Annotated in this window: 26 protein-coding genes; 16 read left to right on the top strand and 10 right to left on the bottom strand. The window is 66.3% G+C overall.

The window, feature by feature from the left end; translation table 11 throughout:
* The first annotated feature begins 9 nt into the window (after positions 1-9).
* The 3 genes from BMW75_RS06790 to BMW75_RS06800 all read left to right on the top strand — a co-directional run bounded on the left by BMW75_RS06790 (position 10) and on the right by BMW75_RS06800 (position 3,497).
* On the top strand, positions 10-1,308 hold the full coding sequence (locus BMW75_RS06790; RefSeq protein ID WP_092578010.1) for a sulfate adenylyltransferase subunit 1: 1,299 nt from the start codon (positions 10-12) through the stop codon (positions 1,306-1,308).
* 211 nt (positions 1,309-1,519) lie between these two features.
* Complete coding sequence (locus BMW75_RS06795) at positions 1,520-2,956, top strand: PA0069 family radical SAM protein (protein ID WP_092578012.1); 1,437 nt, start codon at positions 1,520-1,522, stop codon at positions 2,954-2,956.
* A gap of 76 nt (positions 2,957-3,032) precedes the next feature.
* Positions 3,033-3,497, top strand: a complete 465-nt coding sequence (locus tag BMW75_RS06800; RefSeq protein WP_092578014.1) for a hypothetical protein — start codon at positions 3,033-3,035, stop codon at positions 3,495-3,497.
* 27 nt (positions 3,498-3,524) lie between these two features.
* Here BMW75_RS06800 and BMW75_RS06805 read toward each other — a convergent pair whose 3' ends face one another.
* Positions 3,525-4,397, bottom strand: a complete 873-nt coding sequence (locus BMW75_RS06805) for a DMT family transporter (protein ID WP_076519601.1) — start codon at positions 4,395-4,397, stop codon at positions 3,525-3,527.
* Between the two features lie 352 nt (positions 4,398-4,749).
* On the opposite strand from BMW75_RS06805, the gene rplS reads away from it, so the two are divergent.
* Both rplS and BMW75_RS06815 read left to right on the top strand, forming a co-directional pair.
* A complete protein-coding gene (rplS, locus tag BMW75_RS06810) occupies positions 4,750-5,130 on the top strand; it encodes a 50S ribosomal protein L19 (RefSeq protein ID WP_056567581.1) in 381 nt (126 codons plus the stop codon).
* A 123-nt stretch (positions 5,131-5,253) separates the two neighbouring features.
* The gene (locus BMW75_RS06815) at positions 5,254-5,985 is read left to right on the top strand and encodes a CoA pyrophosphatase (protein ID WP_076519603.1); all 732 of its coding nucleotides are present in this window, start codon (positions 5,254-5,256) and stop codon (positions 5,983-5,985) included.
* 3 nt (positions 5,986-5,988) lie between these two features.
* On the opposite strand, the gene rsgA is transcribed toward BMW75_RS06815, so the two are convergent.
* Positions 5,989-6,891, bottom strand: a complete 903-nt coding sequence (rsgA, locus tag BMW75_RS06820) for a ribosome small subunit-dependent GTPase A (protein ID WP_092578016.1) — start codon at positions 6,889-6,891, stop codon at positions 5,989-5,991.
* On the bottom strand, positions 6,888-8,138 hold the full coding sequence (locus tag BMW75_RS06825) for a M48 family metallopeptidase (protein ID WP_092578017.1): 1,251 nt from the start codon (positions 8,136-8,138) through the stop codon (positions 6,888-6,890). Before BMW75_RS06825 ends, rsgA begins: the two co-directional genes overlap by 4 nt.
* Positions 8,139-8,198: 60 nt before the next feature.
* Here BMW75_RS06825 and orn point away from each other — a divergent pair, with 60 nt between their 5' ends.
* Entirely contained in the window at positions 8,199-8,744 is a 546-nt protein-coding gene (orn, locus tag BMW75_RS06830; protein ID WP_076519609.1) for an oligoribonuclease, read from the top strand.
* 73 nt (positions 8,745-8,817) lie between these two features.
* Complete coding sequence (locus BMW75_RS06835) at positions 8,818-9,459, top strand: NAD(P)H-hydrate epimerase (protein ID WP_092578019.1); 642 nt, start codon at positions 8,818-8,820, stop codon at positions 9,457-9,459.
* 34 nt (positions 9,460-9,493) lie between these two features.
* On the opposite strand, the gene paaX is transcribed toward BMW75_RS06835, so the two are convergent.
* Positions 9,494-10,423: a phenylacetic acid degradation operon negative regulatory protein PaaX gene (paaX, locus tag BMW75_RS06840; protein WP_092578020.1), complete on the bottom strand. Its 930-nt coding sequence runs from the start codon at positions 10,421-10,423 to the stop codon at positions 9,494-9,496.
* A gap of 172 nt (positions 10,424-10,595) precedes the next feature.
* Here paaX and paaA point away from each other — a divergent pair, with 172 nt between their 5' ends.
* The 9 genes from paaA to paaK all read left to right on the top strand — a co-directional run bounded on the left by paaA (position 10,596) and on the right by paaK (position 18,857).
* The gene (paaA, locus tag BMW75_RS06845; protein WP_076519614.1) at positions 10,596-11,585 is read left to right on the top strand and encodes a 1,2-phenylacetyl-CoA epoxidase subunit PaaA; all 990 of its coding nucleotides are present in this window, start codon (positions 10,596-10,598) and stop codon (positions 11,583-11,585) included.
* A gap of 195 nt (positions 11,586-11,780) precedes the next feature.
* Entirely contained in the window at positions 11,781-12,065 is a 285-nt protein-coding gene (gene paaB, locus BMW75_RS06850; RefSeq protein WP_006388300.1) for a 1,2-phenylacetyl-CoA epoxidase subunit PaaB, read from the top strand.
* 16 nt (positions 12,066-12,081) lie between these two features.
* Positions 12,082-12,846, top strand: a complete 765-nt coding sequence (gene paaC / locus BMW75_RS06855; protein WP_076519616.1) for a 1,2-phenylacetyl-CoA epoxidase subunit PaaC — start codon at positions 12,082-12,084, stop codon at positions 12,844-12,846.
* Positions 12,843-13,349, top strand: a complete 507-nt coding sequence (paaD, locus tag BMW75_RS06860) for a 1,2-phenylacetyl-CoA epoxidase subunit PaaD (protein WP_092578070.1) — start codon at positions 12,843-12,845, stop codon at positions 13,347-13,349. The genes paaC and paaD overlap by 4 nt, the downstream gene beginning before the upstream one ends.
* 14 nt (positions 13,350-13,363) lie before the next feature.
* Entirely contained in the window at positions 13,364-14,452 is a 1,089-nt protein-coding gene (gene paaE, locus BMW75_RS06865; protein ID WP_092578021.1) for a 1,2-phenylacetyl-CoA epoxidase subunit PaaE, read from the top strand.
* A 47-nt stretch (positions 14,453-14,499) separates the two neighbouring features.
* Positions 14,500-16,164 (top strand): phenylacetic acid degradation protein PaaN, encoded by a 1,665-nt coding sequence (gene paaN, locus BMW75_RS06870; RefSeq protein ID WP_092578022.1) that lies wholly within the window; start codon positions 14,500-14,502, stop codon positions 16,162-16,164.
* Positions 16,165-16,180: 16 nt separating this feature from the next.
* Positions 16,181-16,969, top strand: coding sequence for a 2-(1,2-epoxy-1,2-dihydrophenyl)acetyl-CoA isomerase PaaG (paaG, locus tag BMW75_RS06875; protein ID WP_092578024.1), 789 nt, complete (start codon positions 16,181-16,183; stop codon positions 16,967-16,969).
* On the top strand, positions 16,969-17,439 hold the full coding sequence (gene paaI / locus BMW75_RS06880; RefSeq protein ID WP_076519624.1) for a hydroxyphenylacetyl-CoA thioesterase PaaI: 471 nt from the start codon (positions 16,969-16,971) through the stop codon (positions 17,437-17,439). Before paaG ends, paaI begins: the two co-directional genes overlap by 1 nt.
* A gap of 101 nt (positions 17,440-17,540) precedes the next feature.
* Positions 17,541-18,857, top strand: coding sequence for a phenylacetate--CoA ligase PaaK (gene paaK / locus BMW75_RS06885; RefSeq protein WP_092578025.1), 1,317 nt, complete (start codon positions 17,541-17,543; stop codon positions 18,855-18,857).
* Between the two features lie 73 nt (positions 18,858-18,930).
* Here the strand turns inward: paaK and BMW75_RS06890 are convergent, their stop codons facing one another.
* The 6 genes from BMW75_RS06890 to radC all read right to left on the bottom strand — a co-directional run bounded on the left by BMW75_RS06890 (position 18,931) and on the right by radC (position 25,053).
* On the bottom strand, positions 18,931-20,331 hold the full coding sequence (locus tag BMW75_RS06890) for an MATE family efflux transporter (protein ID WP_092578026.1): 1,401 nt from the start codon (positions 20,329-20,331) through the stop codon (positions 18,931-18,933).
* Positions 20,328-22,058: an ArnT family glycosyltransferase gene (locus BMW75_RS06895; RefSeq protein WP_092578028.1), complete on the bottom strand. Its 1,731-nt coding sequence runs from the start codon at positions 22,056-22,058 to the stop codon at positions 20,328-20,330. Before BMW75_RS06895 ends, BMW75_RS06890 begins: the two co-directional genes overlap by 4 nt.
* Positions 22,059-22,185: 127 nt before the next feature.
* Positions 22,186-22,452: a type B 50S ribosomal protein L31 gene (locus tag BMW75_RS06900; protein ID WP_076519632.1), complete on the bottom strand. Its 267-nt coding sequence runs from the start codon at positions 22,450-22,452 to the stop codon at positions 22,186-22,188.
* Between the two features lie 210 nt (positions 22,453-22,662).
* The gene (gene kynA, locus BMW75_RS06905) at positions 22,663-23,511 is read right to left on the bottom strand and encodes a tryptophan 2,3-dioxygenase (RefSeq protein WP_076519634.1); all 849 of its coding nucleotides are present in this window, start codon (positions 23,509-23,511) and stop codon (positions 22,663-22,665) included.
* Positions 23,512-23,656: 145 nt separating this feature from the next.
* On the bottom strand, positions 23,657-24,283 hold the full coding sequence (kynB, locus tag BMW75_RS06910) for an arylformamidase (protein WP_092578072.1): 627 nt from the start codon (positions 24,281-24,283) through the stop codon (positions 23,657-23,659).
* A gap of 92 nt (positions 24,284-24,375) precedes the next feature.
* Positions 24,376-25,053 (bottom strand): RadC family protein, encoded by a 678-nt coding sequence (radC, locus tag BMW75_RS06915; protein WP_076519635.1) that lies wholly within the window; start codon positions 25,051-25,053, stop codon positions 24,376-24,378.
* Positions 25,054-25,084: the final 31 nt, after the last annotated feature.

A 25,084-nucleotide genomic window follows, 5' to 3' on the forward strand; every position in this document is an offset into this window, starting at 1 on the left:
GGGAACCACATGAACGCACTGAACGATTCCTTTCTTTCCGGCGCCGACAACGGCGTGCTGCGCCTCATCACGGCGGGCTCCGTCGACGACGGCAAGTCCACGCTGATCGGCCGCCTGCTGTATGACAGCAAGGGGGTCTTTGCCGACCAGCTGGACGCAATCTCGCGCGCCAAGCACAAGCGGGTGGCTGGCGATGGCATCGACTTCTCGCTGCTGACCGACGGCCTGGAGGCCGAGCGGGAGCAGGGCATCACCATCGATGTCGCCTACCGCTACTTTTCCACGCCCACGCGCAAGTTCATCATCGCCGACGCGCCCGGTCACGAGCAGTACACGCGCAACATGGTGACCGGGGCGTCGACGGCCGATGTCGCCGTCATCCTGATCGATGCGACCCGCGCGGCCGACGGCAAGCTCCTGCCGCAGACCAAGCGGCACAGCACCATCGCGCGCCTGCTAGGCATACGCCACATCGTCGTCGCGGTGAACAAGATGGACCTGGTCGACTGGGACCGCGCGGTGTTCGAGCGCATCCGCGATGCGTACGCGGACCTGGCGGGCAAGCTGGGCATCGCGCATTTCGACGCGCTGCCCTTGTCGGCGCTGGGCGGCGAGAACGTCGTCACGCTCTCCGGCAAGACGCCGTGGTACGAGGGCCAACCGCTGCTGGCGCTGCTGGAATCGCTGGACCTGTCGGGCGATGGCCGCGCCACGCCGCTGCGCTTTCCGGTGCAATGGGTGGCGCGCCACGGCGGCGATCGCACGGACGATTTCCGCGGCTACGCCGGCCGGGTGGCCAGCGGCGTGGTGCGCCCGGGCGACGCGGTGACGGTGCAGCCGTCGGGCGTGAGCGCGGTGGTGCAGGAGGTCCGCGCCTTCGATCGCGCGCTGGATGAAGCGGTGGCGGGTGATTCGATCACGCTGGTGCTGGACCGCGACGTTGACGTCTCGCGCGGCGACGTGATCGTGCACACGGCTGCGCCGGCCCAGGTGTCGCGCGAGTTCGAAGCCGAGCTGTGCTGGCTGGACACGCAGGCCTTGAATCCCGCGCGCAAGTATCTGCTCAAGTCCGGCACGCGGCTCACGTCGGCGAAGGTGCGCGCGGTGTTGTCGCATCGGGACATCCATGAGTTGCAAGAGGTCGAGAACACCGAAGGCACCTTGCGCATGAACGACATCGGCCGCGTGACGCTCACCACGCGCGAGTCGCTCGCGGTCGATCGGTATGACGATGTCGCGGCGACCGGCGCCTTCATCCTGATCGATGAAGCCACGCATCAGACGGCTGCCGCAGGCATGCTTCGGTAGGCCGCAAACGGGCTGGAAATCGCCCTTCCAGCCCGGGAATTCCGTGTTGTTTTTCGTCCAAACCCAATGCTGGCAAGGGTTTGCGGGCGATATCGCAAGATGAAATCGAATTGTTCAGACGATGTCTTCTTCTTGCGGTAAAGTTGGACTGTCTTACGAAAAGGGCTTTTGGTGCTTGTCAAAACCACTGTGTTTTTGTACAGTAGTTTTTATGGCACGCACCGATCATTCTTTTCCTGCCGGTTCTGGGTCCCCGGCTGCCGCCCCCGCCGCCTTGCGCGGTCGGGGTGCGGTTACTAATGTTCGGCATCGCTTCCAACGCGATGACCGTGTGCAGGTCGACGATGGCTGGTCCGCTTCCGGCCTGCCTGCCGATTTCGTGGATTCCGTCCCCGATTCTGCCGCCGATTCTTTCCCCGATTTTGTCCCCGATACTTCCCCGACTGCCGACGCCGTTGCCGGCTCTCCGGTCATTCCCATCCTGCCCGACACCCGTTCCGCGCCGCCTGCGCCCAAGACCACGGTCACCGCAGAAGAGGCGCGCAAGATGCTGTCGCGCAACGATTCGCCCGATATCCCCTTTGACGTGGCCGCCAACCCCTATCGCGGCTGCGAGCATGGCTGCGTGTATTGCTATGCGCGGCCCACGCATTCCTACCTGGGCTATTCCCCCGGGCTGGACTTCGAAACGCGCCTCGTCGCCAAGGCCAATGCCGTGCAGGCGCTGCGCACGGAGCTCGCGCGGCCCGGCTACAAGCCGTCGCCGATCAATATCGGGTCGGCCACCGACGCCTACCAGCCCATCGAGCGCGACTGGCGCCTGACCCGCGGCATGCTTGAACTCATGCTCGAAACCCGGCATCCGGTCACCATCGTCACCAAGAACGCCCTGGTCGCCCGCGACCTGGACTTGCTGGCGGCGCTGGCCCAGCAGAACCTCGTGGTGGTCTACATCAGCATCACCACGCTGGATGCCGGCATGGCGCGCACGCTGGAGCCCCGGGCGGCCGCCCCGTGGCGTCGCCTGGAAGCCGTGCGCAGCCTCACCGACGCCGGCGTGCCGGTGGGCGTGCTGGTGGCGCCGGTCATTCCCTTCATCAACGACGAATCCCTGGAACACATCCTCCAAGAGGCCAAGGCCGCCGGCGCCCACTACGCCAGCTACACCGTCCTGCGCCTGCCCTGGGAGGTCAAGACCCTGTTCGAAGACTGGCTCAACGCCCACTACCCGGACCGCGCGCAGCGTGTCCTGCACCGCATCGAAGACCTGCGCAACGGCCGCCGCAACGATCCGAATTTCGGCTCGCGCATGCGCGGAACCGGTATCTGGGCAGACCTGCTGCGTCAGCGCTTCGAGGTCGCCACGCGCAAGCTCGGGCTCAACCGTACGCGCCTGTCGCTCGATTGCAGTCGCTTCCAGCCGCCCGCCGGGCCGGGCGCGTCGGCCTCCTTGTTCGACGGCGGGGCTGGCGGTTCGCCTGGCGCTGTCCATGGCAATGCCGCTTCCGATTTCCCATCCCCGGTTGGCGCGAAAGCGTCTTCAGGGGTCCCTTTTCCTGGTGGTTTGCCTGCGGTCAGCGGCGCATACGGGCGCGGCGAGCGCCAATTGCGCGCCATGGCTGCCGGCCAATTGTCCTTGTTCGATTGACCGCAGGCTGCCGTTGCCTCGGGTGCATGCCAGGGCGATCCGCCTCGGCGTTGGAACGTTACTCCAAGGAGTTCCCATGAACACCGCTGATATTTCCGTCCTGCAGGATGAGCTTGCCGTCTCCCTGAACCCGCTGCGCCGCGGCTCGAACCGCGCCCGCGCGTTTTGCGCCCGCTTGAGCGGATTGGCCATGCCCTGGGGCGCCACCGCGTCGAGCCCCCGCTCGAGCGCCGCCCGCTGGCCGTTTCCGCCCGCACCGACCCCGGATGAAGCCTCGACCGCCATGCCGACGCGCGCTCCCGCGCCCGCCATCGCGCCGAGCGCGCCTGTCGCGCCGACGGCAACGGCGCGCGACCACAGTCCGAGCGCGCCCGCCGCGTCCGCAGCAACGGCGCGCGACCACAGCATTGGGGACGCCAAGGTTCAGCCGGCGGCCAACCAACTGACCATGAAAGCCATGGTCACGGACGTGTTGCTGGTGCTGGCCTGGGGCGCGATGATCCCCGGCCTGATGTGGTTGGGCGTTGCGGGCGGATTCTGATCGGCGGTCTGCGACCGCCGTGCGCCGTCAACTGGCGCCGAGCAAAATCACCCCCGCCAGGATCGACACGCAGCCGGCCAGCCGGCCGATGCCTACCTTTTCCCGAAGCAGGAACATGCCCGCCAGGGTGCCCAGCATCATGGACATTTCCCGGGCTGGCGCGACCAGGCTGAGCGGCGCGCCGTTGCGCAGCGCATACAGCACAAGGATGTACCCGAGCGGCGACAGAAATCCCACGGCCAAGGCCAGATGCCAGTGGCCGCGCATGGATTCCCACGAGTGCGCGGGGCGGCGCAGCATGTGCGGCGTCATCATCGCGGTGCGGGTCACACAGGTGAACCAGTCGAACAGCACCGGGCTGATCAGCAGCACTTTCACGCCGTAGGCGTCCACCACCGTGTACGCCGCAATGAACAAACCGATCACCACGCCCCAGCGCACGCCCACCCACGCCTGGGCCTGCTGGAAGATGGCAAGCCGTCCCTGGGTGGCGATGAGCAGCACCCCGGCCACCACGCACAACATGCCGGCGATGCCGGTGCTGGTGGCGGGCTCACCCAGCAGCAGGAAGGCGCCCGTGGTGGAAAGCAGGGGGCCGGTGCCCCGGGCAATCGGATACACCACCGACAGATCGGCCACCTGATAGCCGCGCTGCAGGCACAGGCTGTAGCCTAGATGCAACAGGCTGGATGCCAGGATCGCCCCGACGACGGGCCAGGTCCACGTCATGCCGTCGTGCGCCAGCACCCAGATTACCCACGGCGCATAGAGCACCGAGGCACAGAGGCCATAGGCAAAGACGAAGGGCGCGCCCACCATGGCCGCGCGCTTGGCAATGAGGTTCCACGTGGCGTGGGCCATTGCCGCCAAGACGACCAATATCAGGGACGAGTACGACATGGGGGGAACAGCGTCAGATGACGTGTTTGTTACAGGAAGATGGAAGGTTACCGCAAAGCTGGCTCGCGCCCCACATGTTACCCGAGGCGACTCGGAATTTTTGGTGTAGAATCATCGGTTTGCCAAATCTCATCCTCTGCTTGCGGCATGGCAACGCAACCCGAGCAAGCCGGAAATCCGCCTGTCGGATCTTCCTGAAAGCCGGTTGCAATGCGCACGCATTTGGCTGGAATCGACCTGGATGCTGATATCGGATTCGATATCGTCGCCTGGGCCGCATGACAGCTACGCGTGAACAACATCGAACGGCAAAAGTCTTAGCCCGCAAAGGCATGATGATCTAGGAGTTCTCATGAACCTCATCGCTATCCTGGAACAGGAAGAAATTGCCCGTCTGACCGGCGGTCAAGCCAAGCCTGAATTTGCTCCTGGTGACACCGTCATCGTGAGCGTCAACGTCGTTGAAGGCACCCGCAAGCGCGTGCAGGCTTTCGAAGGCGTTGTGATCGCCAAGCGCAATCGCGGCCTGAACTCCGCGTTCACCGTGCGCAAGATTTCGTCGGGTGAAGCCGTGGAACGTACGTTCCAGCTCTACTCGCCGCAAATCGCCAGCATCGAAGTGAAGCGCCGCGGCGACGTGCGCCGCGCCAAGCTGTACTACCTGCGCTCGCGCTCGGGCAAGTCGGCTCGCATCAAGGAAAAGCTGGTCAGCAAGCAAGCCTCCGCGGCTTGATCGCTTATCGGTACACGGCCCTGCCAGTGTCGGACGTTCACGCCAATCCGCGTTTCCGTCCGGCACGGGTTTCCGGGTTAAAAAGGCACCTGCGAGGGTGCCTTTTTCTATTTTCTGAGCCGAATGTCTGATACCTCGTCTTCCGCGCGGCCTCGAAGGCCGCTGGCACGTCCCGGATTCGACCCGGCGACGCAGCCGTGGGTGGTGGCCAACGAATCGCTGCCTCCCGTGCCCACCAGTCTGCTCACGCCGGATTCGCTGCGGGGCACGCTGAGCCAGCCCTCCACGTGGACGCTGGAGCTTTCACGCGACAACGATCTGCGCTATCCCGGTCGCGAAGGCACGCCGGTGCCGGCCGCCGTGCTGATTCCCCTGGTGACGCGAGACGAGGGCGTGCACATCATGCTGACGCAGCGCGCCGCGCACCTGCATGATCACGCCGGTCAGATCAGCTTTCCGGGTGGCCGCATCGAGACCAGCGACGCCACCCCCGTCGCAGCGGCGCTGCGCGAAGCCCAGGAAGAAACCGGCCTGCCGGCCAACCACGTGGAAGTGCTGGGCAGCATGCCGCCGTATCTGACGGCCACCGGCTTTTCCATCATTCCCGTGGTGTCGCTGGTGCGTCCGGGTTTCGAGCTGGCGCCCGATGCGTTCGAGGTGGCCGAGGTCTTCGAGGTGCCGCTGTCTTTCCTGATGGATCCGGCCAATCATCGCCTCTATGAAGCCAGGCTCGATGACGGCCGGGTGCGCCAGTATTACGGCATGCCGTATGGCAAATACTTCATCTGGGGCGCGACCGCCGGCATGTTGCGCAATCTGTATCACCTGCTGCGCCACGGGTTCACGCCGCGCTAGGCGTCAATAACGCTGCTGGCCAGCCAGGTTTTCTTCCAGGATGCGCTGGTACAGCGCGTAGCGCGCCGGATCGATGGTGCCCGCCTGCAAGGCCGCCACCACGCCGCAGCCGGGTTCGTGGCGATGCGTGCAGTTGTAGAAGCGGCATTGCTCGATGGGCTGGGTGAACTCCGGAAACCCGCGGATGATGTCTTCGCGGGTAAGGTGCTGCAGCCCGAAGGCCTGGAATCCGGGCGAGTCGATCAGGTCGCCGCCGGGAGCGGGCAGGTGATAGAGGCGGGTGCTGGTCGTGGTGTGCTTGCCCATGTCCAGCGCCGTCGAATGCTCGCGCGTGGCCGCGGCGGCGTCGGGCACCAGTGCGTTGAGCAGCGTGGACTTGCCCATGCCGCTCTGGCCCAGCAGCAGGCTCGTGCGTCCGGCCAGGCGCGGGGCCAGCAGCGTCTGCACGTTCTGGGGCTCCAGCGCGCTGAGTTCTATCACGTCCACCCCCAGCGCGGCGATCGGGGCCAGGCGCGCGCGGGCGGCCGGCAGTTCGTCGGTCAGGTCGGTCTTGTTCAGGATGATGAGCGGCGAGATGCCCGCGCTCCACGCGCCCGCCAGCGCGCGGCCGGTGAGATCGTCCGAAAAGGTAGGCCGCACCGCGATGACGATCAGCAACTGGTCCACATTGGATGCGAACTGCTTGGACCGCATCTCATCGGACCGATACAGCAGATTGCTGCGCGGCAGGATGGCGTCGATGGCGCCTTCGTCCTTGCCCTGCGGCGTGATCCTGACGCGGTCGCCCACCGCGGCCCCGGCTTTCTTGCCGCGCGGAAAACATTTGCGCAGGGCGCCGTCCGCCAGTTCCACCGTGTAGTGGCGGCCATGGGCGGCAATGATGCGGCCTTCCAAGGGGGCGCTCATGCGGCGGCCGCCATCAAGTGGCGGATGCGCACGGCGGCGGGGGGATGGCTGTCGTAAAAGGCGGAATGCACGGGGTCGGGTGTCAGGGTTGCAGCGTTGTCGTCGTAAAGCTTGACCAGCGCGGAGACCAGGCGGTCCGGCGAACTCTGTTCGGCGGCATAGCGATCCGCTTCGAACTCGTCGCGGCGCGAATACCAACTGGCCAGCGGGGTCAACATGAAGGTGAATACGGGGATGACCAGGAAGAACAGCAGCAGCGCCATGGCGTCGTTGCGCCCGCCCAATTGCGGCAGCACGCCCAGGCCCACATAGAACCACGGCTGTTGGGCGATCCAGCCCAGAATCGCAAAGAACGCCAGCGCGGCGCCAAAGCTGAAGATGACGCGCTTGATGATGTGGCGCTTGGCGAAATGCCCCAACTCGTGCGCCAGCACCGCCTCGATCTCGTCGGGGTTCAGGCGGGCCAGCAGGGTGTCGAAGAACACGATGCGGCGCGACTTACCAAAGCCTGTGAAATAGGCGTTGCCGTGGGCCGAGCGGCGCGAGCCGTCCATCACGAAGAGGCCATTCAAGGCAAAGCCGCAGCGCTGCGCCAGGCGCTGGATGCGGCCGGCCAGTTCGGGATCGGACAGCGGCGTGAATTTGTTGAATAGGGGCGCAATGAACATCGGGTAGATGATCAGCAGCGCCAGATTGAACGCCGTCCACAGCGCCCATGCCCAGACCCACCAGTAGGTGCCGGCGCTGCCCATCAGCCACAAGACCGCGGCTGCCAGCGGCAAGCCCAGCACTGCCGCCACCAGCAGGCCCTTGGCGGCGTCGGCCACGAACAGGCCCGGCGTCATGCGGTTAAAGCCAAAGCGCGCCTCCAGCTTGAACTGGCGCCACAACGTGAAGGGCAGGCCCAAGAGGCCCAGCACCAGCGCCACCACGACCAGCAGCAGCATCTGGCGCGCGAAGTCGTTGCTGGTAAGCTGGCTGACCGTCAGGTCGATCCATTGCAGTCCGCCCAGCAGCGTCAGCGCCACCAGCACCAGGGCGTCATAGGTCCGCTCCAGCATGCCCAGCCTGACTCGCGCCACGGTGTAGTCGGCCGCCCGCTGATGGCTGGTCAGCCCGATGCGATGGGAGAATTCCGCAGGCACCTGGTCGCGATGGCGGGCGACGTGGCGGATCTGCCGGGACGCCAGCCACATGCGCACGGCGATATCGGTCAGCAGGAAGACAACGAACAGCAGTGTGAACATGGGCAATGCGTCTGCTCAAGTAGGGATGTGAGAAAATCGCGTGTTTTATAGGCAAATTATATGGCTGCGAACGAAAATCGCCTGATCTGGCTCGACATGGAAATGACCGGGCTGGACCCTGAAAAAGAACGGATCATCGAAGTCGCCGTCGTGGTGACCGAGCCTGACCTGACGGTCGTGGCTGAGGGGCCGGTGATCGTGGTGCACCAGCCCGACAGCCTGCTCGACGCCATGGACAGCTGGAACAAGTCCACCCACGGCAAGAGCGGCCTGATCGACAAGGTCAAGGCGTCCACGGTGACCGAGGCGCAGGCAGAGGATACGCTGTTGGCGTTTCTGGCGCAGCATGTGCCGGCTGGCAAGTCGCCGATGTGCGGAAACACCATCAGCCAGGACCGGCGTTTCATGTTTGCGTACATGCCGCGCCTGGAGCAATTCTTCCATTACCGCAACCTGGACGTCAGCACGCTCAAGGAACTGGCGCGCCGCTGGGCGCCCGCGGTCTACAAGGGCTTCGAGAAAAAGAGCCGCCACGAAGCGCTGGCCGACATCTACGAGTCCATCGATGAGCTCAAGTATTACCGCGAGCACTTCCTGAAGGTCTGAGTGAACGCCTGAGCGTCGCGGCGTACACTCGGCATCAGACCGTGTCCTGGGCGAGTGGCCGCCCCGATCCTTCATGCCGTCCTATTCCGTCCCGCAAATCCGCTTGGCCGAACAGCGCGCCCTGGCGTCGGGGCGCGCCCTGATGCCGCTGGCCGGCGCGGCGGCGGCGGCATTCGTCACGGCGCGGTTTCCCGCCACGGCGTCCATCCTGGCGCTGGCCGGTCCCGGCAACAATGGCGGGGACGCGCTGGAAGCCGCGGCTTTGTTGCTGCGGCAGGGCTTTGACGTCCACGTGGTGCTACCTTCCGGGCCGGCCAGGCTGCCCGCCGACGCCGCGCGCGCCTGGACCGGCTGGCTGGCCGCAGGCGGGCAAGCCCGCACCCACGCCGCGCTACCGCCCGGACCGCCGCCTGACCTGGTCATCGACGGCCTCTTCGGCATCGGTCTGAACCGTCCCCTTGATGCTTCCTGGCAATCGCTGGTCGATGCCGTCAACGCCATGCACACGCCGGTGCTGGCCCTGGACGTGCCCAGCGGCATCGACGCCGATTCCGGCGCGGCGCTGGGCCGGCCGATCCGGGCCCGGTGGACGCTGTCTTTCATCGCGACCAGCCGCGGACTGGCGCGCCCGGGACCCGGGCGCGACGCGGCGGGGGAATGCCACGTCGACACCCTGGGCGTGGCCATGCCCGCCGAGCCAGATCCTCAGTCCTGAAGCCGCGCCTCGGATGACCCGCGCGGGGGCCGCGTCAGGCCGGCCGTCCGCCGAACCGCGACTCGACCTCGGCCGTCAGGGGCGTATAGCGTTCGTTGTCCTGCCCGGCCAGCGCATCCAGGTGGATTTCGGAAGGCGTGAATACTTTCCAGTAGAGCCGCCCGCACAGGTCGCGCGCGGCGTGGCCGGGCCAGTTGTCAGGCAGCATGGGGGCGGGCAGTTGCGGATCGTGCAGCACGATCCGGCGCCAGTTGTGCAGCACCATGACCCGCACCATGAAGGCCTCGGCGGGCGAGGGCGCTTCTTCCAGCAGCTTTTCCAGCGGACCGAAATTGCGCGAGAACAGCCGGTACTGTTCGGCCACGTCGTCCAGGTTCCAGCATTGGCTGGCCAGGCTGGCGATGGGCAGCCCGCCCGCGCCGGCCAGGTCGCGGGCCGACAGCACCAGGGCGCGGTCCGGAATGCCCAGCTTTTCGAGGATGTCGTGCGCGGCGCGCGCCTCGGTGTGCGGATGCGCGAACAGGCCAGGCGCGATCATCCCGAAACCTTCCCACGTGAGCTCGCGGCGCAGTTCGCCGCGCTCTGCCAGGCCGTTGCCCGTGCGCGGCAGCGCAACCAGCGTCCATTCTCCGTTCCAGTCCTGCGCAGCCCCTTCGTAGATGCGCTGCGATGCGTGCGAGGTATGGCGCGCGCCCTGTTCCGAAATCAGGTACAGGCTGCGCCGGCCGTGGCGTTCGGATTGCAGCCAGTTCTGCGCCACCAGGCGAAAGACGCTGGTGCGCAGCAGGCGTTCATTGATGCCCAGGGGAGCCAGCAGCTCGATCAGGCTGCCCAGCCAGATGGCGCCGCCATGCGGGGCCAGCGCATCGCCCAGCACACTGACACACAGCGATTTTGCGCGAGGCGGATCGCTTTTCAATAAGCGGGACAGCGTGCGTTCCAGGGGCGACTGAGGGTTTGCCATAAGAGGGGCCGGAGACGGCCGATATCGGGATCCTGGATATGATACATAAATCCAATGTGATACAGATTTGAGTTTGACAATGAATTTTTTGTATTAAATAATCCGCCTATGACATGACGGCACTGCGCAGCGTTTGCCTTGCGTTTTCGCAAACCGTCTCAAGGAGACAACCATGTACGCTCAACTCGTCGAAACCGGCGTCAAGCAGGTCAAGACCGCGGACCAGCTCGAAGGCCTGGAACAGACGTTCCAGCGGCGCATCGACGACGGCGTTCGCATCGAGGCCAAGGACTGGATGCCGGAGGCCTACCGCAAGACGCTCGTGCGCCAGATCTCGCAGCACGCGCACTCCGAAATCGTGGGCATGCTGCCCGAAGGCAACTGGATCACCCGCGCGCCGTCGCTCAAGCGCAAGGCCATCCTGCTGGCCAAGGTGCAGGACGAAGCGGGCCACGGACTCTATCTGTACAGCGCCGCCGAAACCCTGGGCGTGTCCCGCGACGACCTGATCGACGATCTGCACGCCGGGCGCGCCAAGTACTCCAGCATCTTCAATTACCCCACGCTCAGCTGGGCCGACATCGGCATGATCGGATGGCTGGTCGACGGCTCCGCCATCATCAACCAGATCCCGCTGTGCCGCTGTTCCTATGGCCCGTACGCGCGGGCCATGGTGCGCGTCTGTAAGGAAGAGTCCTTCCACCAGCGCCAGGGCTATGACCTGCTCATGCAGATGTGCCTGCACGGCACGCCCGAACAGAAGGCGATGGTCCAGGACTCGCTCAACCGCTGGTGGTGGCCGGCGCTGATGATGTTCGGCCCGTCGGACGCCGATTCGCCCAACAGCGCCCAGTCCATGGCGTGGAAGATCAAGCTCTTCTCCAACGACGAGCTGCGCCAGAAGATGGTCGACCAGACCGTTCCCCAGGCCGAATACCTGGGCCTGACCATTCCCGATCCCGAGTTGAAGTGGAACGCCGAGCGCGGGCACTACGACTTCGGCGAAATCGACTGGAGCGAGTTCTACGCCGTGCTCAAGGGCAATGGTCCGTGCAACCGCGAGCGCCTCGCGGCGCGCGTCAAGGCGCACGAGGAAGGCGCCTGGGTGCGCGACGCGCTGGTCGCCCACGCCGATAAACAGTCCGCCCGGAAGGCGGCTTAGAGTCCCCCCCCGGAGCGCTGCGCGCTTCCCCCCCAGGGGGGCGCCGCAGCGGACCGGCGGAGCCCGGATCCGCGCGGCCCCGCTGGCCCTCGCTGGCGCTTCGGGATTGATCAGCTTTTGGGCATTCGCAGTTCCTAATTTCATTTATTGCAGACCGTCGGCGCCCCGCGCGCCCGGCTTTAAAGGAAATCCATCATGAGCAAAGACTGGCCTCTGTGGGAAGTCTTCATCCGCAGCCAGCACGGCCTGGCGCACAAGCATGTGGGGAGCCTGCACGCCCCGGACGCCGAAATGGCGATCAACCATGCCCGCGACGTCTACACGCGCCGCAATGAGGGCCTGAGCATCTGGGTCGTGCGCGCCTCCGATATCTCGGCCAGCAGCCCGGGCGACAAGGATCCGCTGTTCGAGCCGGCCAACAGCAAGGTCTACCGGCATCCGACCTTCTTCCCGATGCCCGAAGAAATCAAGCACATGTAAGGCGGGCGGGGGAGACATGGACAAAGCACTCTTTGAATACCTGCTGCGCCTGGGCGATACGTCGCTCATCCTGTCGCAGCGCCTGGGCGAATGGACCGGCCACGGGCCCATCCTGGAAGAGGACCTGGCGCTGACCAACACCGCGCTGGACCTCCTGGGCCAGGCCCGCATGTGGCTGACGCTGGCCGGCGAGGTCGAGGGCGCCGGGCGCGACGAGGACGCGCTGGCCTATCTGCGCGACGCGCACGAGTTCCGCAACGTGCTGCTGGTCGAGCGCGACAACGGCAACTATGCCGACACCATGGCGCGGCAGTTCCTGTTCGACGTCTGGCATTACTTCCTGCTGCAGCGCCTGGAAAAATCCGCCGATGAGCGCATCGCCGCCATCGCGGCCAAGTCGCTCAAGGAAGTGACCTACCACGTGCGCCGTTCCTCTGACATGGTGGTGCGCCTGGGCGACGGCACGGCCGAGAGCCATGCCAAGATGCAGGCCGCCATCGACGACGCCTGGCGCTTCACGGGCGAGCTGTTCGCCGACGACGCCATCGACCTGGACATCGCCTCGCGCGGCATCGGCTGTGAATTGTCCGCGCTGCGCCAACCCTGGCTCGCGCACGTGCGGGAAGTGCTGGAAGAAGCCACGCTGACCGTCCCTGACGAAGCCGCCGCGAATCATCTGGCGCACCGGGGCGGCCGCCAGGGCAGGCACACCGAGGCCCTGGGTTACGTGCTGGCCGAAATGCAGTACCTGCCTCGCGCCTACCCGGGAGCGACGTGGTGAACGCCCACGCGCCCATTGCCGCCGACCAGGTCTACGCCTGGCTGCAGGAGGTCCCCGATCCGGAGATTCCCGTGCTGTCCGTGGTGGACCTGGGCGTGGTGCGAGACGTCTCGTGGGACGGCGACGCCTGTGTGGTCGTGATCACGCCCACGTATTCCGGCTGCCCGGCCATGCGCGAAATCACCCAGGATATCCGCCAGACGCTGGAACGCCACGGCGTCGCCCAGGTCCGCGTGGAAACGCGCCTGGCGCCAGCCTGGACGACCGACTGGATGAGCGAGAAGGGCCGAGAGGCGCTCAAGGGCTACGGCATTGCCGCGCCCGCCGAACGCGCCATCGATATCTCCGGCATCAGCCGCCGTACGGCCGGCCCGGCCATCGCGTGTCCGCGCTGCGGCTCGCGCGACACGCGCCTGGTCAGCAATTTTGGATCGACCTCGTGCAAGGCGCTGTACCGCTGCGTGTCCTGCCACGAGCCCTTCGATTATTTCAAGACTCACTAAAGCGTGGTTTCGAGATGAGCCAGAACCAATTCCATGCATTGAAGGTGGCATCGGTCGCGCGCAATACGCGCGACGCCGTGGTCGTGACCTTCGACCTGCCCGAGGCGTTGGCGGATGAATTCGCCTTCCTGCCCGGCCAGTACCTGACGCTGCGCACGCAGCTCAAGGGCGAAGAACTGCGCCGGTCGTATTCCATCTGTTCGGCGCCGCACGACAAGCTCTTGCGCGTGGCGATCAAGAAGGTCGACGAGGGCGCTTTTTCCAGTTGGGCCAACCACGAACTGCAGCCCGGCCAGACCCTCGAGGTGATGGCGCCCGCGGGCAATTTCACGGTGGATTTTTCGCCCGAGAACGCGCGCCATTACGTCGCCTTCGCCGTGGGCAGCGGCATCACCCCCGTGTTTTCCCTGGTCAAGACCGCCTTGTCCACCGAGCCGCGCAGCAAATTCACGCTGTTCTTCGGCAACCGCGCCTCGTCCGCGGTGCTGTTTCGCGAAGAAATCGAAGACCTGAAGAATCTCTACATGGACCGGTTTTCGCTGGTCTACGTCATGAGCCGCGAAACCCAGGACATCGAGCTCTTCAACGGCCGCCTGGACGGCGACAAGGTCGACCTGCTCATGTCGGCCTGGATGAGCCCGGAGGATATCGATTACGCTTTTGTCTGTGGTCCCCAGACCATGACGGAAAGCGTGGTCGAACGGCTGCAGGCCCGCGGCATCCCGAAGGCGAACATCAAGTTCGAACTCTTCGGCGCGCCCAAGGGTCCGCGCGCGTTGCGCACCGGCCAGGACGCGCGGCAGGCGCCCGGCAAGGGGCAGTGCGAGGTCACCGTGGTGCAGGACGGACATAGCCGCATGTTCGTCATCGACAAGAACAAAGACAGCGTGCTGGATTCCGCGCTGGCGCAGGGCATCGAACTGCCGTACTCGTGCAAGGGCGGGGTGTGTTCCACCTGCCGTTGCAAGGTGATCGAAGGCGAAGTGGACATGGATGCCAACTTCGCCCTCGAAGACTACGAAGTCGCGCGCGGATTCATCCTGAGCTGCCAGAGCTTCCCGGTCAGCGACCGGCTGGTCATCGACTTCGACCAGGAAACCTGACCCGGCGCGCGCCAGGCAAGCATTCAAATCTTATTGGAGAGACGAGCGTGTCCCAGAAATTCTTCGAACGCCACCAGCCCCTGCTGGAACAATCCCTGGCAGCCGCCGCGCTGCGCGGCTACTGGAGCCCGTTTGCCGAGTCGCCCAGCCCCCGCAACTATGGCGAGACCGCCAACGACGAAGGCCGCGCCGCCTTCGAAGCGCTCAAGGGCAAGCCTTTTCCGTTGAACCTGCATGACGCCGACGGCGTCGTGGGCGGCGAGAAGTCCCCCTATGGTTTCGACCTGGGCATCACGTATCCGCGCGTGCCGGCCGACAAGCTGATCGCCGCCTCCAAGCGCGCCCTCGAAGACTGGCGCCGCGCCGGTCCGCGCGCCTGGGTCGGCGTGTCGCTGGAAATCCTGGCGCGCCTGAACAAGCTGAGCTTCCAGATCGCCTACGCGGTCCAGCACACCACCGGCCAGGGCTTCATGATGGCCTTCCAGGCCGGCGGCCCGCACGCGCAGGATCGCGGCTTTGAAGCCGTCACCTATGCGTGGCAGGAGATGTCGCGCATCCCGGGCATCGCCGTCTGGGAAAAGCCGCAGGGCAAGAATGATCCCATCCGCATGGAAAAGCAGTTCACTGTCGTGCCGCGCGGCGTCGCGCTGGTGATCGGCTGCTCGACCTTCCCCACCTGGAACGGCTATCCGGGCCTTTTCGCCAGCCTGGCCACGGGCAACACCGTCATCGTCAAGCCGCATCCGGGCGCGATCCTGCCGCTGGCCATCACCGTGAAGGTGGCGCGCGAAGTGCTGCAGGAAGCGGGCTTTGATCCCGACGTGGTGCAACTGGCCGCGCACGAGGCGGGCGACGACACCGCGCAGAAGCTGGCGCTGGACCCGGCCGTCAAGATCGTCGACTTCACCGGCAGCACCGCCAACGGCAACTGGCTCGAAGAGAATGCGCGCCAGGCCCAGGTCTACACCGAGAAGGCGGGCGTGAACCAGGTCATCATCGATTCGACCAACGACCTGAAGGGCGTGGCCCGCAATCTGGCGTTCTCGCTGGCCCTGTATTCGGGTCAGATGTGCACGGCGCCGCAGAATATCTACGTGCCGCGCGACGGCATCAATACCCCGGAAGGCCGTGTCAGCTTTGACGACGTGGCGGCCGCGCTGGGCGTGGCGCTGGAAAAGGTCGGCGCGGATGCCGCCAAGGCCGTCGAACTGACGGGCGCCATCCAGAACGACGGCATCGTCGAGCGCATTGAAAAAGCGCGCGCCCTCGGTCTGCCCGTCGTGGCGGACAGCAAGGCGCTGGCCCATCCCCAATTCGAGAACGCCCGCGTCCGCACGCCGCTGCTGCTGCGCACCGAGGCCGGCAATGCGGCCCTCAGCCAGGAATGGTTTGGCCCCATCGCCTTTGTCGTGGCCACCGATTCCACCGCCCACAGCATCCAGCTCGCGCGCGACAGCGTCATCCAGCATGGCGCGCTGTCCCTGTCCGCCTACACGACGGACGACCGCGTGGCCGAGCAGATCCAGGATGCCGCGGAAGTGTCGGGCGTGTCGCTCTCGCTCAACCTGACCGGCCCGGTGTTCGTCAACCAGACCGCCGCCTTCAGCGATTTCCATGGCACCGGCGCCAACCCGGCGGCCAATGCGGCGCTGTCGGACACGGCGTTCGTCTCGAACCGCTTCCGCGTGGTGCAAACCCGCCGTCACATCTAAGCCCGGGCGATCGCACATGAGCTATCAGGATATCCAATTCGACCTGTCCGGCGGCATCGCCCGCCTGACGCTGAACCGGCCGGACAAGCTGAACAGCTTCACGGCCAACATGCATGCCGAAGTGGCCGATGCGCTGACCCGCATCGAGACCGAAGGCGCGCGCGTGCTGGTGCTGACCGGCGCGGGGCGCGGCTTCTGCGCCGGCCAGGACCTGAGCGAGCGCAAGCCCGCGCCGGACGGCACGCCGCCCGACCTGGGCGAGACCGTCGACAAGTTCTACGCACCGCTGGTGCGCCGGCTCAACGCCTTGCCCATGCCGGTGGTGGTGGGCGTGAACGGCGTGGCGGCGGGGGCGGGGGCCAATCTGGCCTTCGCGGGCGACATCGTCATCGCCAAGGCCTCGGCCAGCTTTATCCAGTCGTTCTGCCGCCTGGGCCTCATCCCCGACACGGGGGGCACGTTCGCGCTGCCCCGTCTGGTGGGCCGCGCCCGGGCCATGGGCCTGGCCATGCTGGGCGACAAGCTGAGCGCCAAGCAGGCCGAGGACTGGGGCCTCATCTGGCAATGCGTGGCCGACGAGGAATTCGACGCCACGCTGGATCGCCTGGCCACGCATTTTGCGGCCGCGCCCACCAAGGGCCTGGCCTTCACCAAGCGGGCCCTGCAGGCCAGCCTGGGCAATGACCTGTCCACGCAACTCGACCTGGAACGCGACATGATGCGCGAACTGGGCCGCAGCGCGGACTACGCGGAAGGCGTCGCCGCCTTCCTGGGCAAGCGTGAACCGCAATTCAAGGGGCAATGATGAGCGTGCACGTTCCCCCCGTTGAAGCGCCGTCCGATCCCCAGGAGCTGGCGCAGGCCGTGGGCTCGGTGATGTATGCCGGCGACGCGGCCTCGCAAGGCCTGGACATGAAGGTCGAGGAAATGGCGCCGGGCTATGCTCGGCTGACCATGCGCGTGCGGCCCGACATGCTGAACGGCCACAAGACCTGCCATGGCGGCTTCATCTTCGCCCTGGCCGACAGCGCGTTCGCGTTCTCCTGCAACTCCCGCAACGTCAGTACCGTGGCCTCGGGCTGCACGATCGATTATCTGGCGCCGGGATTCGAAGGCGACCTGCTGACCGCCGTGGCGCAAGAACGATCGCTTGCCGGACGCACGGGCGTCTACGACGTCACCGTCACCAATCAGGACGGCCGCAACGTGGCCTTGTTCAGGGGCCGTTCCTATCGCATCAAAGGCCAGATCGTCGGGGTGCCCACGGACGCCTGACCGCACAGCCGAACCAAAGAGCAGGACCCGGGCCGGAGCATGCGCCGCACGCGGCGCGCCGCCCGAGCCGGGGCGCAGAGAATTTCAGGAGAGACATTATCATGCCCAACACCATGAGCAAGCCGGGACTGGATCCCATCGAGCATGCCAGCCAGGACGAGCTGCGGGCCCTGCAGCTGGACCGCTTGAAGTGGACCCTCAAGCACGCCTACGAAAACGTCCCGCACTACAAGAAGGCGTTCGACGAGGCCGGCGTGCATCCGGACGACCTGAAGCAGTTGTCCGATATTGCGAAGTTCCCGTTCACGACCAAGAAGGAACTGCGCGAAAACTATCCGTTCGGCATGTTCGCCGTGCCGCGCGAGCGCATTTCGCGCATTCACGCGTCCAGCGGCACGACGGGCAAGCCGACCGTGGTGGGCTACACCAAGGGCGACCTGGACAACTGGGCCAACCTGGTGGCGCGTTCCATCCGTGCGGCGGGCGGCAAGCCCGGCGATACGGTGCACGTGGCGTACGGCTACGGCCTCTTCACGGGCGGCCTGGGCGCGCACTACGGGGCGGAGCGCCTGGGTTGCACGGTCATTCCGATGTCGGGCGGACAGACGGAAAAACAGGTTCAGCTGATCAGCGATTTCCGGCCGGACATCATCATGGTCACGCCGTCCTATTTCTGCAACATTCTGGAGGAGCAGCGCCGCCAGGGCATTGATCCGCGTCAAAGTTCGCTGCGCATCGGGATTTTCGGCGCCGAGCCCTGGACGGGCCAGATGCGCGCCGACATCGAGGCCGAAGCCGGCATCGACGCCGTCGACATCTATGGCCTGTCCGAGGTGATGGGCCCGGGCGTGGCGAGTGAATGCGTCGAGACCAAGGACGGCCCGGTGGTGTGGGAGGATCACTTCTACGCAGAGATCATCAACCCGGAAACGGGCGAACCCGTGGCCGACGGCGAACCCGGCGAGCTGGTCTTCACGTCGCTGACCAAGGAAGCCATGCCCATCGTGCGCTACCGCACGCGCGACCTGACCCGCCTGCTGCCGCCCACCGCGCGCAGCATGCGCCGCATCGGCAAGATCACCGGCCGCAGCGACGACATGCTGATCGTGCGCGGCGTGAACATGTTCCCCACGCAGGTCGAAGAGCTGGTCCTGAAGATCGCGCAGTTGGCGCCGCACTACCAGCTGGTGCTGTCCCGCACAGGCAACATGGACGAACTGGAGATCCTGACCGAAGTGCGCGCGGAGTTCTCGGGGCTGTCCGATGCCGAACGCGCCAACCTGGGCAAGCAGTTGCAGCACGCGGTCAAGACGCACATCGGCGTCAGCGCGCGTATCCAGGTGTCGGATGCGGGCCATGTCGAGCGCACGCTGACCGGCAAGGCGCGCCGTGTGATCGACAGGCGGCCGAAGTCCTGAAGCCCCACGCGCGACGTGCGCGGCGCGCAAAAAAGGCAGCCCCGTGGGCTGCCTTTTTTCATTCCGGACGCTGCTAGCGCCCCACCGTCCGCAGGATGCGCCGGTACCAGTAATGGAGCAGGGCGGCCGACAGCGCCAGGCCAAGCATGGCCATCAGCCACATGCTGCCCGCGCCCTGCGGCGAGCCGGGCACGAGCAGGTCGCGTAATCCGTCCAGGCCGCCTTTGCCGGGACCAAAGCCGAACCACCAGCCGCCGACCAGGCCCACGCCGGCCAGCGCGACCGTCTGCAGGATCAGCGGCACCACGGCGATCTTGTAGGCGCGCAGCAGGTACGAATTGATGCACTGCATGCAATCGAAGAGATGGAACAGCGGCAGGACGGCCAGCAGCGTGGTCGCCACCGCGGCGACCGCGGCGTCATCCGTGTAGGCCGCCAGGATCAGCGGACGGCCGGCCAGCAGCACCGCCGCCGTCAGCAGCGCGCCCATCAGGCCCAACGCCAGTCCCGCCATGCCGGTGCGGTGGGCGCGCGCGTAGTCGCCCGCGCCGATCGCCTGCGCCGTCAGCGACGCGGTGGCCACGCCCAGCGCCATCGGCATCATGTAGCAGAGGGCCGCCAGGTTCGACATGATCTGGTGTCCCCCCGTCACGAAGGTGCCCTCGCGCGCGACCAGCAGCGCCATGAACGTGAACGCCGACACCTCCACGAGGTACGAACCGCCCATGGGAATGCCCAGGCGCAGCAGCTCTTTCAGCGCCTGCCAGTCGGGCTTGCCGATGCGAAGCTGGAAGCGCCGGTAGTAGCGGTCATGCGTGATGACCCACAACCCCAGCCCCAGGCTCATCCATGACACGACGGCGGTCGCCAGGCCCGCGCCGGCCGCGCCCATCGCGGGCAGGCCCAGCTTGCCGTAGATGAAGATCCAGTTGAACAGCGCCTTGAAGCCGATGATCGACAGGTTGATGGCCATGACGAGCTTGGGCCGCGACACGGCGGTGCCCAGCGCGTAGATGGTGCGGAACACCAGCGCGGCGGGCAGGGCCAGCACCAGCGCCTGGAGGTAGGACGCGATGCGGTCGCGCACGGCGGGGGCGACGTCCCCGGACATGAAAAGCCACATGTCCGGAAACAGCATCAACACCGCGCCCACGAGCGACAGTCCCAGCGCCAGCCACACGCCCTGGCCCCAGCTTTTGCCGACTTCGAGGTTGTTGCCGGCGCCGAACTGCTGCGCCAGGATCGGAATGAGGGCGTGCACCACGCCCATCAGGCCCACAAAAATGGTGATGTAGATGGAGGCGGACAGGGCCATCGCCGCCAGGTCGTCCGGGCTGGAGTGGCCGGTCATGGCGGTGTCCAGCACGCCGAACGAAATGCCGGCCCACTGGCTGATCAGCACGGGCCAGGCTTGCTTGGTGATGCCGCGCAGGGTGGCGCCGAAGCTCGTCGGCGCCGGGGAGGCTGCCATCATGGCTTGGAGCTGGTGCGCAACAGGCGGAAGACTTCGGAACGGTCGGCGCGGCGGCCGCCCTGCCACAGGACCTGCACCCCTTCGCTGTAGGCGGCGGTGCCGTCGCGCAGACTCTGGTTGGTGGTCTGTTGCAGGACCAGCGTGCAACGCGTGTCGAACGGGAACGACAGGTTGTTGAAGATGAGGAACGACGCGCGCTGGCCGCTACCCAGGCTCAGGCCGCGGACGCACTCGCCGGGACGCTTGTGCTGCGCGATCGCCTGGGCCAGCTGGCCCGACATGGTGCGATAGCTGCGGGCGTAGTCGACCGCGGGCTGCCACAGCAGAACCAGCAGGATCCAGGTCACGGTCAGCCCGCCGGCGGACAGCACCGTGCCGCGCCAGAGCGCCTGGGGGCGCACGCGCAGGCGCCACACGACCAGGGCGATCCACGCCAGCGTGAAAACGACGGCCAGGGCAAAGGCCACCCAGGAGATGACGGGCTCGTAGCCGGTGGTCTGGCGGCCGATGTTGCGGGAGATCTGCGCGGGCCACTGGAAGTGCAGGGCCACCCAACCGAGCCAGGCCGTGGCTGCGGTCAGCGAAAAGCACATGACGGCGAACCAGTCCAGCGTGTTCACGACGCCGCGGCGCAGGGTCGGCAGCGAGAACGCGCCCAGCACGGCGCATGGCACGGCCAACAGCACGAACTCGGAGTCCGAGGCTTCATCCAGGAAAAAGAGGATCAGCGCCGAGCAGCTCAGCAGCATCAAGGGCAGCCAGATGTGCGGGGCGTAGATCCATGCGCGCCAGCGCCAGATGGCCAGCAGCGCCAGCGGCCAGGTCGGCCACAGATACCAGGGAAGGTCGCGCAGCGTGCGTCCCGCATCGTGCAGGCTGGGCATGGCGAACGAAGACAGATTCCAGGCCTTCCAGTTGCGGATCCAGTATTCGCTGCCCTGGGTGGCGGGAATCCACCAGGCCAGGATCAGGCCGGCGGCCAGGACGGCGGCCCAGAGCATCCAGCGCTTGCATTTCCATAGCTGGCTGCGGGGGTAGAAGGCAAGCGCGGCGCCGGCCATGATGGGCAGGGCGCCCACCCAGCCGCGCGTCAGGAAGCTGGCGGCCAGCGCGATGCCCAACGTGGTGGCGCCCGTGACGGGCCGGTCCACCGTGCGCGCCAGCGAGTAGAAGGCCAATGCCTGGCAGGCCATGATCGCGGGCACGACCGTCGTTTCATGCGTGCGCTGCAGGATGCCGACCGTGGCGAGCAGCAGCAGCAGGGCGGCATCGGCCAGCATGCGGCCGTAGTCGCGCGGTTCAGGCTCGCCGCCGAAGGGCAGCGCGAGCGGCTGGGCTTCGGCGCGGCGACCCAGCAGGTAGGTGCCGTACCACACGCTGGACGCCGTGATGCCGAACCACAGCAGATTGGGCAGCCGCCCCGCCGTGATGTCGCCGATGAAGGGGCCGAATAGCCAGATGCTGATCGCGCCCACCCACGTGATCAGCGGCCCTTCCTCGGCGTGGGCCAGGTGCCCCACCTGCGGCAGCAGCCAGGTCAGGCCGCCTTCGCGGATGGCGGTGATCATGGTCGCCAGTCCGACCGCGTCGTCGGTTTTCCACGGGTCGCGCATGAACAGCCCGGCCACGATATAGGCCAGGGACAGCCCCAGCAGGATGAGGCGGGGCAGTTTTGCGGTGGCCACCGACGTCAGCCGGGCCGGGGTGGAAATGGAAAGTGGGGACACGGGCGTTAATGTAACCGAGTGGTCGGAATGCGCCACCCCCTCGCGGGGAAAAAACGACTGCCGAGGAGGGAAAAAAAAGCAGCCCGAAGGCTGCCTTTTTGCTGTGACTCCCGCAGGAGCGACAGGATCAGGAAGCGGACTTGACCGTGCCAGCCGTGCGGGCGAAACGGGCGCGGAACTTTTCCACGCGGCCGGTTTCGACGATGCGGGTCTGGGCGCCCGTGTAGAACGGGTGCGATTCGGAGGTCACGTCGCACTTGAAGAGCGGGTACGTCTTGCCATCGAGTTCGATGGATTCGCGAGTCTGGACGGTCGAACGGGTGATGAACTTGCTGCCCGTTTGCAGGTCGGCGAAGACGACTTCGCGGTATTCGGGGTGAATGCCTTCTTTCATGGTGCTTTCCTAGGGCTCGATCGAGCCTCTTTCAGGTTGTTAGGGTCGCCAGCCAAGCTGCCAGGGATCGCCGCCAGAGGACGGGGCGAAAGGCGCTAGCCACGTATCCAAAAAGTAACCCCGCATTCTAGCATGCGATCAAGCCGTCAGGCCAGCCGGAAATCGGCCCCCGGGCCGCGAGGCAGCCCGGGTTTTACAGCGGGACGGGATTCAGAGATCCGTGCGCAGCTTCCAGATTTCCGGGAAAAGCACGACTTCCAGCATGCGCCGCAGGTAATCCACCCCTGACGTGCCGCCCGTGCCGCGCTTGAAGCCGATGACCCGTTCGACCGTCGTGACGTGGCGGAAGCGCCACAGTCGGAAGGCGTCCTCCAGGTCGGTGAGCTTCTCGCCCAACTGGTAGAGCTCCCAGTAGCGGTCCGTGTCGCGGTAGACCGTCAGCCAGGCGGCTTCGACGGCGGCCGAGGACGAGTAGGGCAGCGTCCAGTCGCGCTCCAGGTGGTCGGCGGGGATGTCCAGGCCATGGCGGGCCAGCAGGCGCAGCGCCTCGTCATATAGCGACGGGGCCTCGTAGGCGCTCTGCACCTGGGCCAGCAGGTCGGCGCGGTGCGAGTGGGGCTTGAGCATGGCTGCGTTCTTGTTGCCCAGCAGGAATTCGATCTGGCGGTACTGATAGCTCTGGAACCCGCTCGAGCGCGCCAGGTACGGTCGCAGCGCGGAGTATTCGGGCGGGGTCATGGTCGCCAGCACGTCCCAGGCGTGCACGAGCTGCTCCATGATCTTGCTGACGCGCGCCAGCATCTTGAAGGCGGGCTGCAGGCGGTCGGCCGCCACGCTGGCGATCGCTGCGCGCAGTTCATGCAACATCAGCTTCATCCAGAGTTCGCTGGTCTGGTGCTGGATGATGAACAGCATTTCGTTGTGCTCGGGCGACAGCGGGTGCTGGGCGCCGAGCAGTTCGTCCAGGTGCAGGTAGTCGCCGTAGGTCATGTCGCGCGTGAAGTCGAGCTGCGCTTTTTCCTGGCGGACGATGTCTTCGGGGCGTTCGGACTGGCTCATGCGCGGTCTCCCAGGCAGGGCGGGGCGGCGCGGCGGGCGGATGCAGGCAGGGCGCGCCAATGGGGCGCAATGGGGTATTCCATGGTCGTTTCTCTAAGCGGGGGCGGCCGAAACGGGTCGGCCGCGCCCGGGCCGGCGAAACAGCCTACAGTTCGCGCAGGACCGCGCGGACCGGGCTGGCATCGGCCTGGACCAGCGCCAACGGCAAGGCGATCAACTCGTAATCGCCTTCGGGCACGTCGTCGAGCACCAGGTTCTCCAGTACCCGCATGTCGTGCCGCAAGATCGTATGGTGGCTGTCCAGGGTCTTGCTGGAAGCGGGGTCGATGCTGGCGGTATCCAGACCGATCAGCATGACGCCGCGTTCAGCCAGCCATTCGATCGTCTGCGGCGCGTAGGCGGAGAAGTCGTCCGTCCACCATTCCTGGGCGGCATGCTTGGCGGTGCGCACCAGGACGCGAGGCGGCAGGTTTGCCGCCGCGTGGGCCAGGTGTTCGGGCGTGATGAGCGGGCCGCAGTCGATCGCGTGGATGACGCGACAGGGGCCGAGAAAGGGTTCCAGCGAGACCGCGCCGATGGCCGCGGCGCCGTTTTCGTAGTGCAGGGGGGCGTCGGCATGCGCGCCGATGTGCGGCGACATCGTGATCTCGCTCACATTGACCGGACAGCCGGGCGCGAGCGACCACTTCCATTGCTGGCGGTACGGCGTGTCGCCCGGAAAGACGGGCGAAGCCGTCGAGACGGGCGGGGAAATGTCCCACAGACGTTTCATGGCGGGCAAAGCGGGGTCGCGAGGGCCGGAATTAGGTTAAGCCTAAAGCAATATTGGCCGGTAGTCTAACGGAATTCTGGCGCCTGCCGCCGTCAGAGGCAGCCCAGCTCGGCCAGCGACACGGCCGTGCCGCCGGCCACGATCAGGTGATCCACCAGCCGGATGTCCACCAGCGCCAGCGCTTCCTTCAGGTGCCGGGTGAAGCCGTGGTCGGCGGCGCTGGGCGCCGCCACGCCGGACGGATGGTTGTGGGCGACGATCAGGGCGGCCGCGTGGTGCCGCAAGGCCTCGCGCACGACCTCCCGGGGGTAGACGGCGGCCTGCGACAGGGTGCCGCGCGCCAGTTCGCCGGTGGCGATCAGACGCAACTGCGCGTCCAGGTAGAGTGCGATGCAGTATTCCACCTGGCGATGCGCCAGGGCCGCCTTGCAATATTGTTTCACCCGGGCGGGATGGTTCATCGGGCTTTCCCGCGTGAGGTCCTCTTCGAGGGCCCGGCGGGCCAGTTCCAGCAGGGCGGCCAGGGTGCAGGCCTTGGCCGCCCCCAGCCCGGTGACGGTCATCAGCTCTTCGGGCGGCGTGCCAAGCAGGCCGCGCAGGCCCCCGAACCGATCCAGCAACTGGCGGCACAGATCGACCACATTCAGGCCCGGCACTCCCGTGCGCAGGGCGATGGCCAGCAGTTCCGCGTCCTGGATCGAGGCCGGCCCGTGGCGCATGAGGCGCTCTCGGGGACGCTCTTGTTTCGACAGCCGGGCGGACAATTTCATAAGAGGCTCTAAAATCAGGGTTTACTCAAAT

It is taken from the genome of Achromobacter sp. NFACC18-2, assembly GCF_900108985.1.
In the GTDB taxonomy this organism is placed as follows: Bacteria; Pseudomonadota; Gammaproteobacteria; order Burkholderiales; family Burkholderiaceae_B; genus Achromobacter.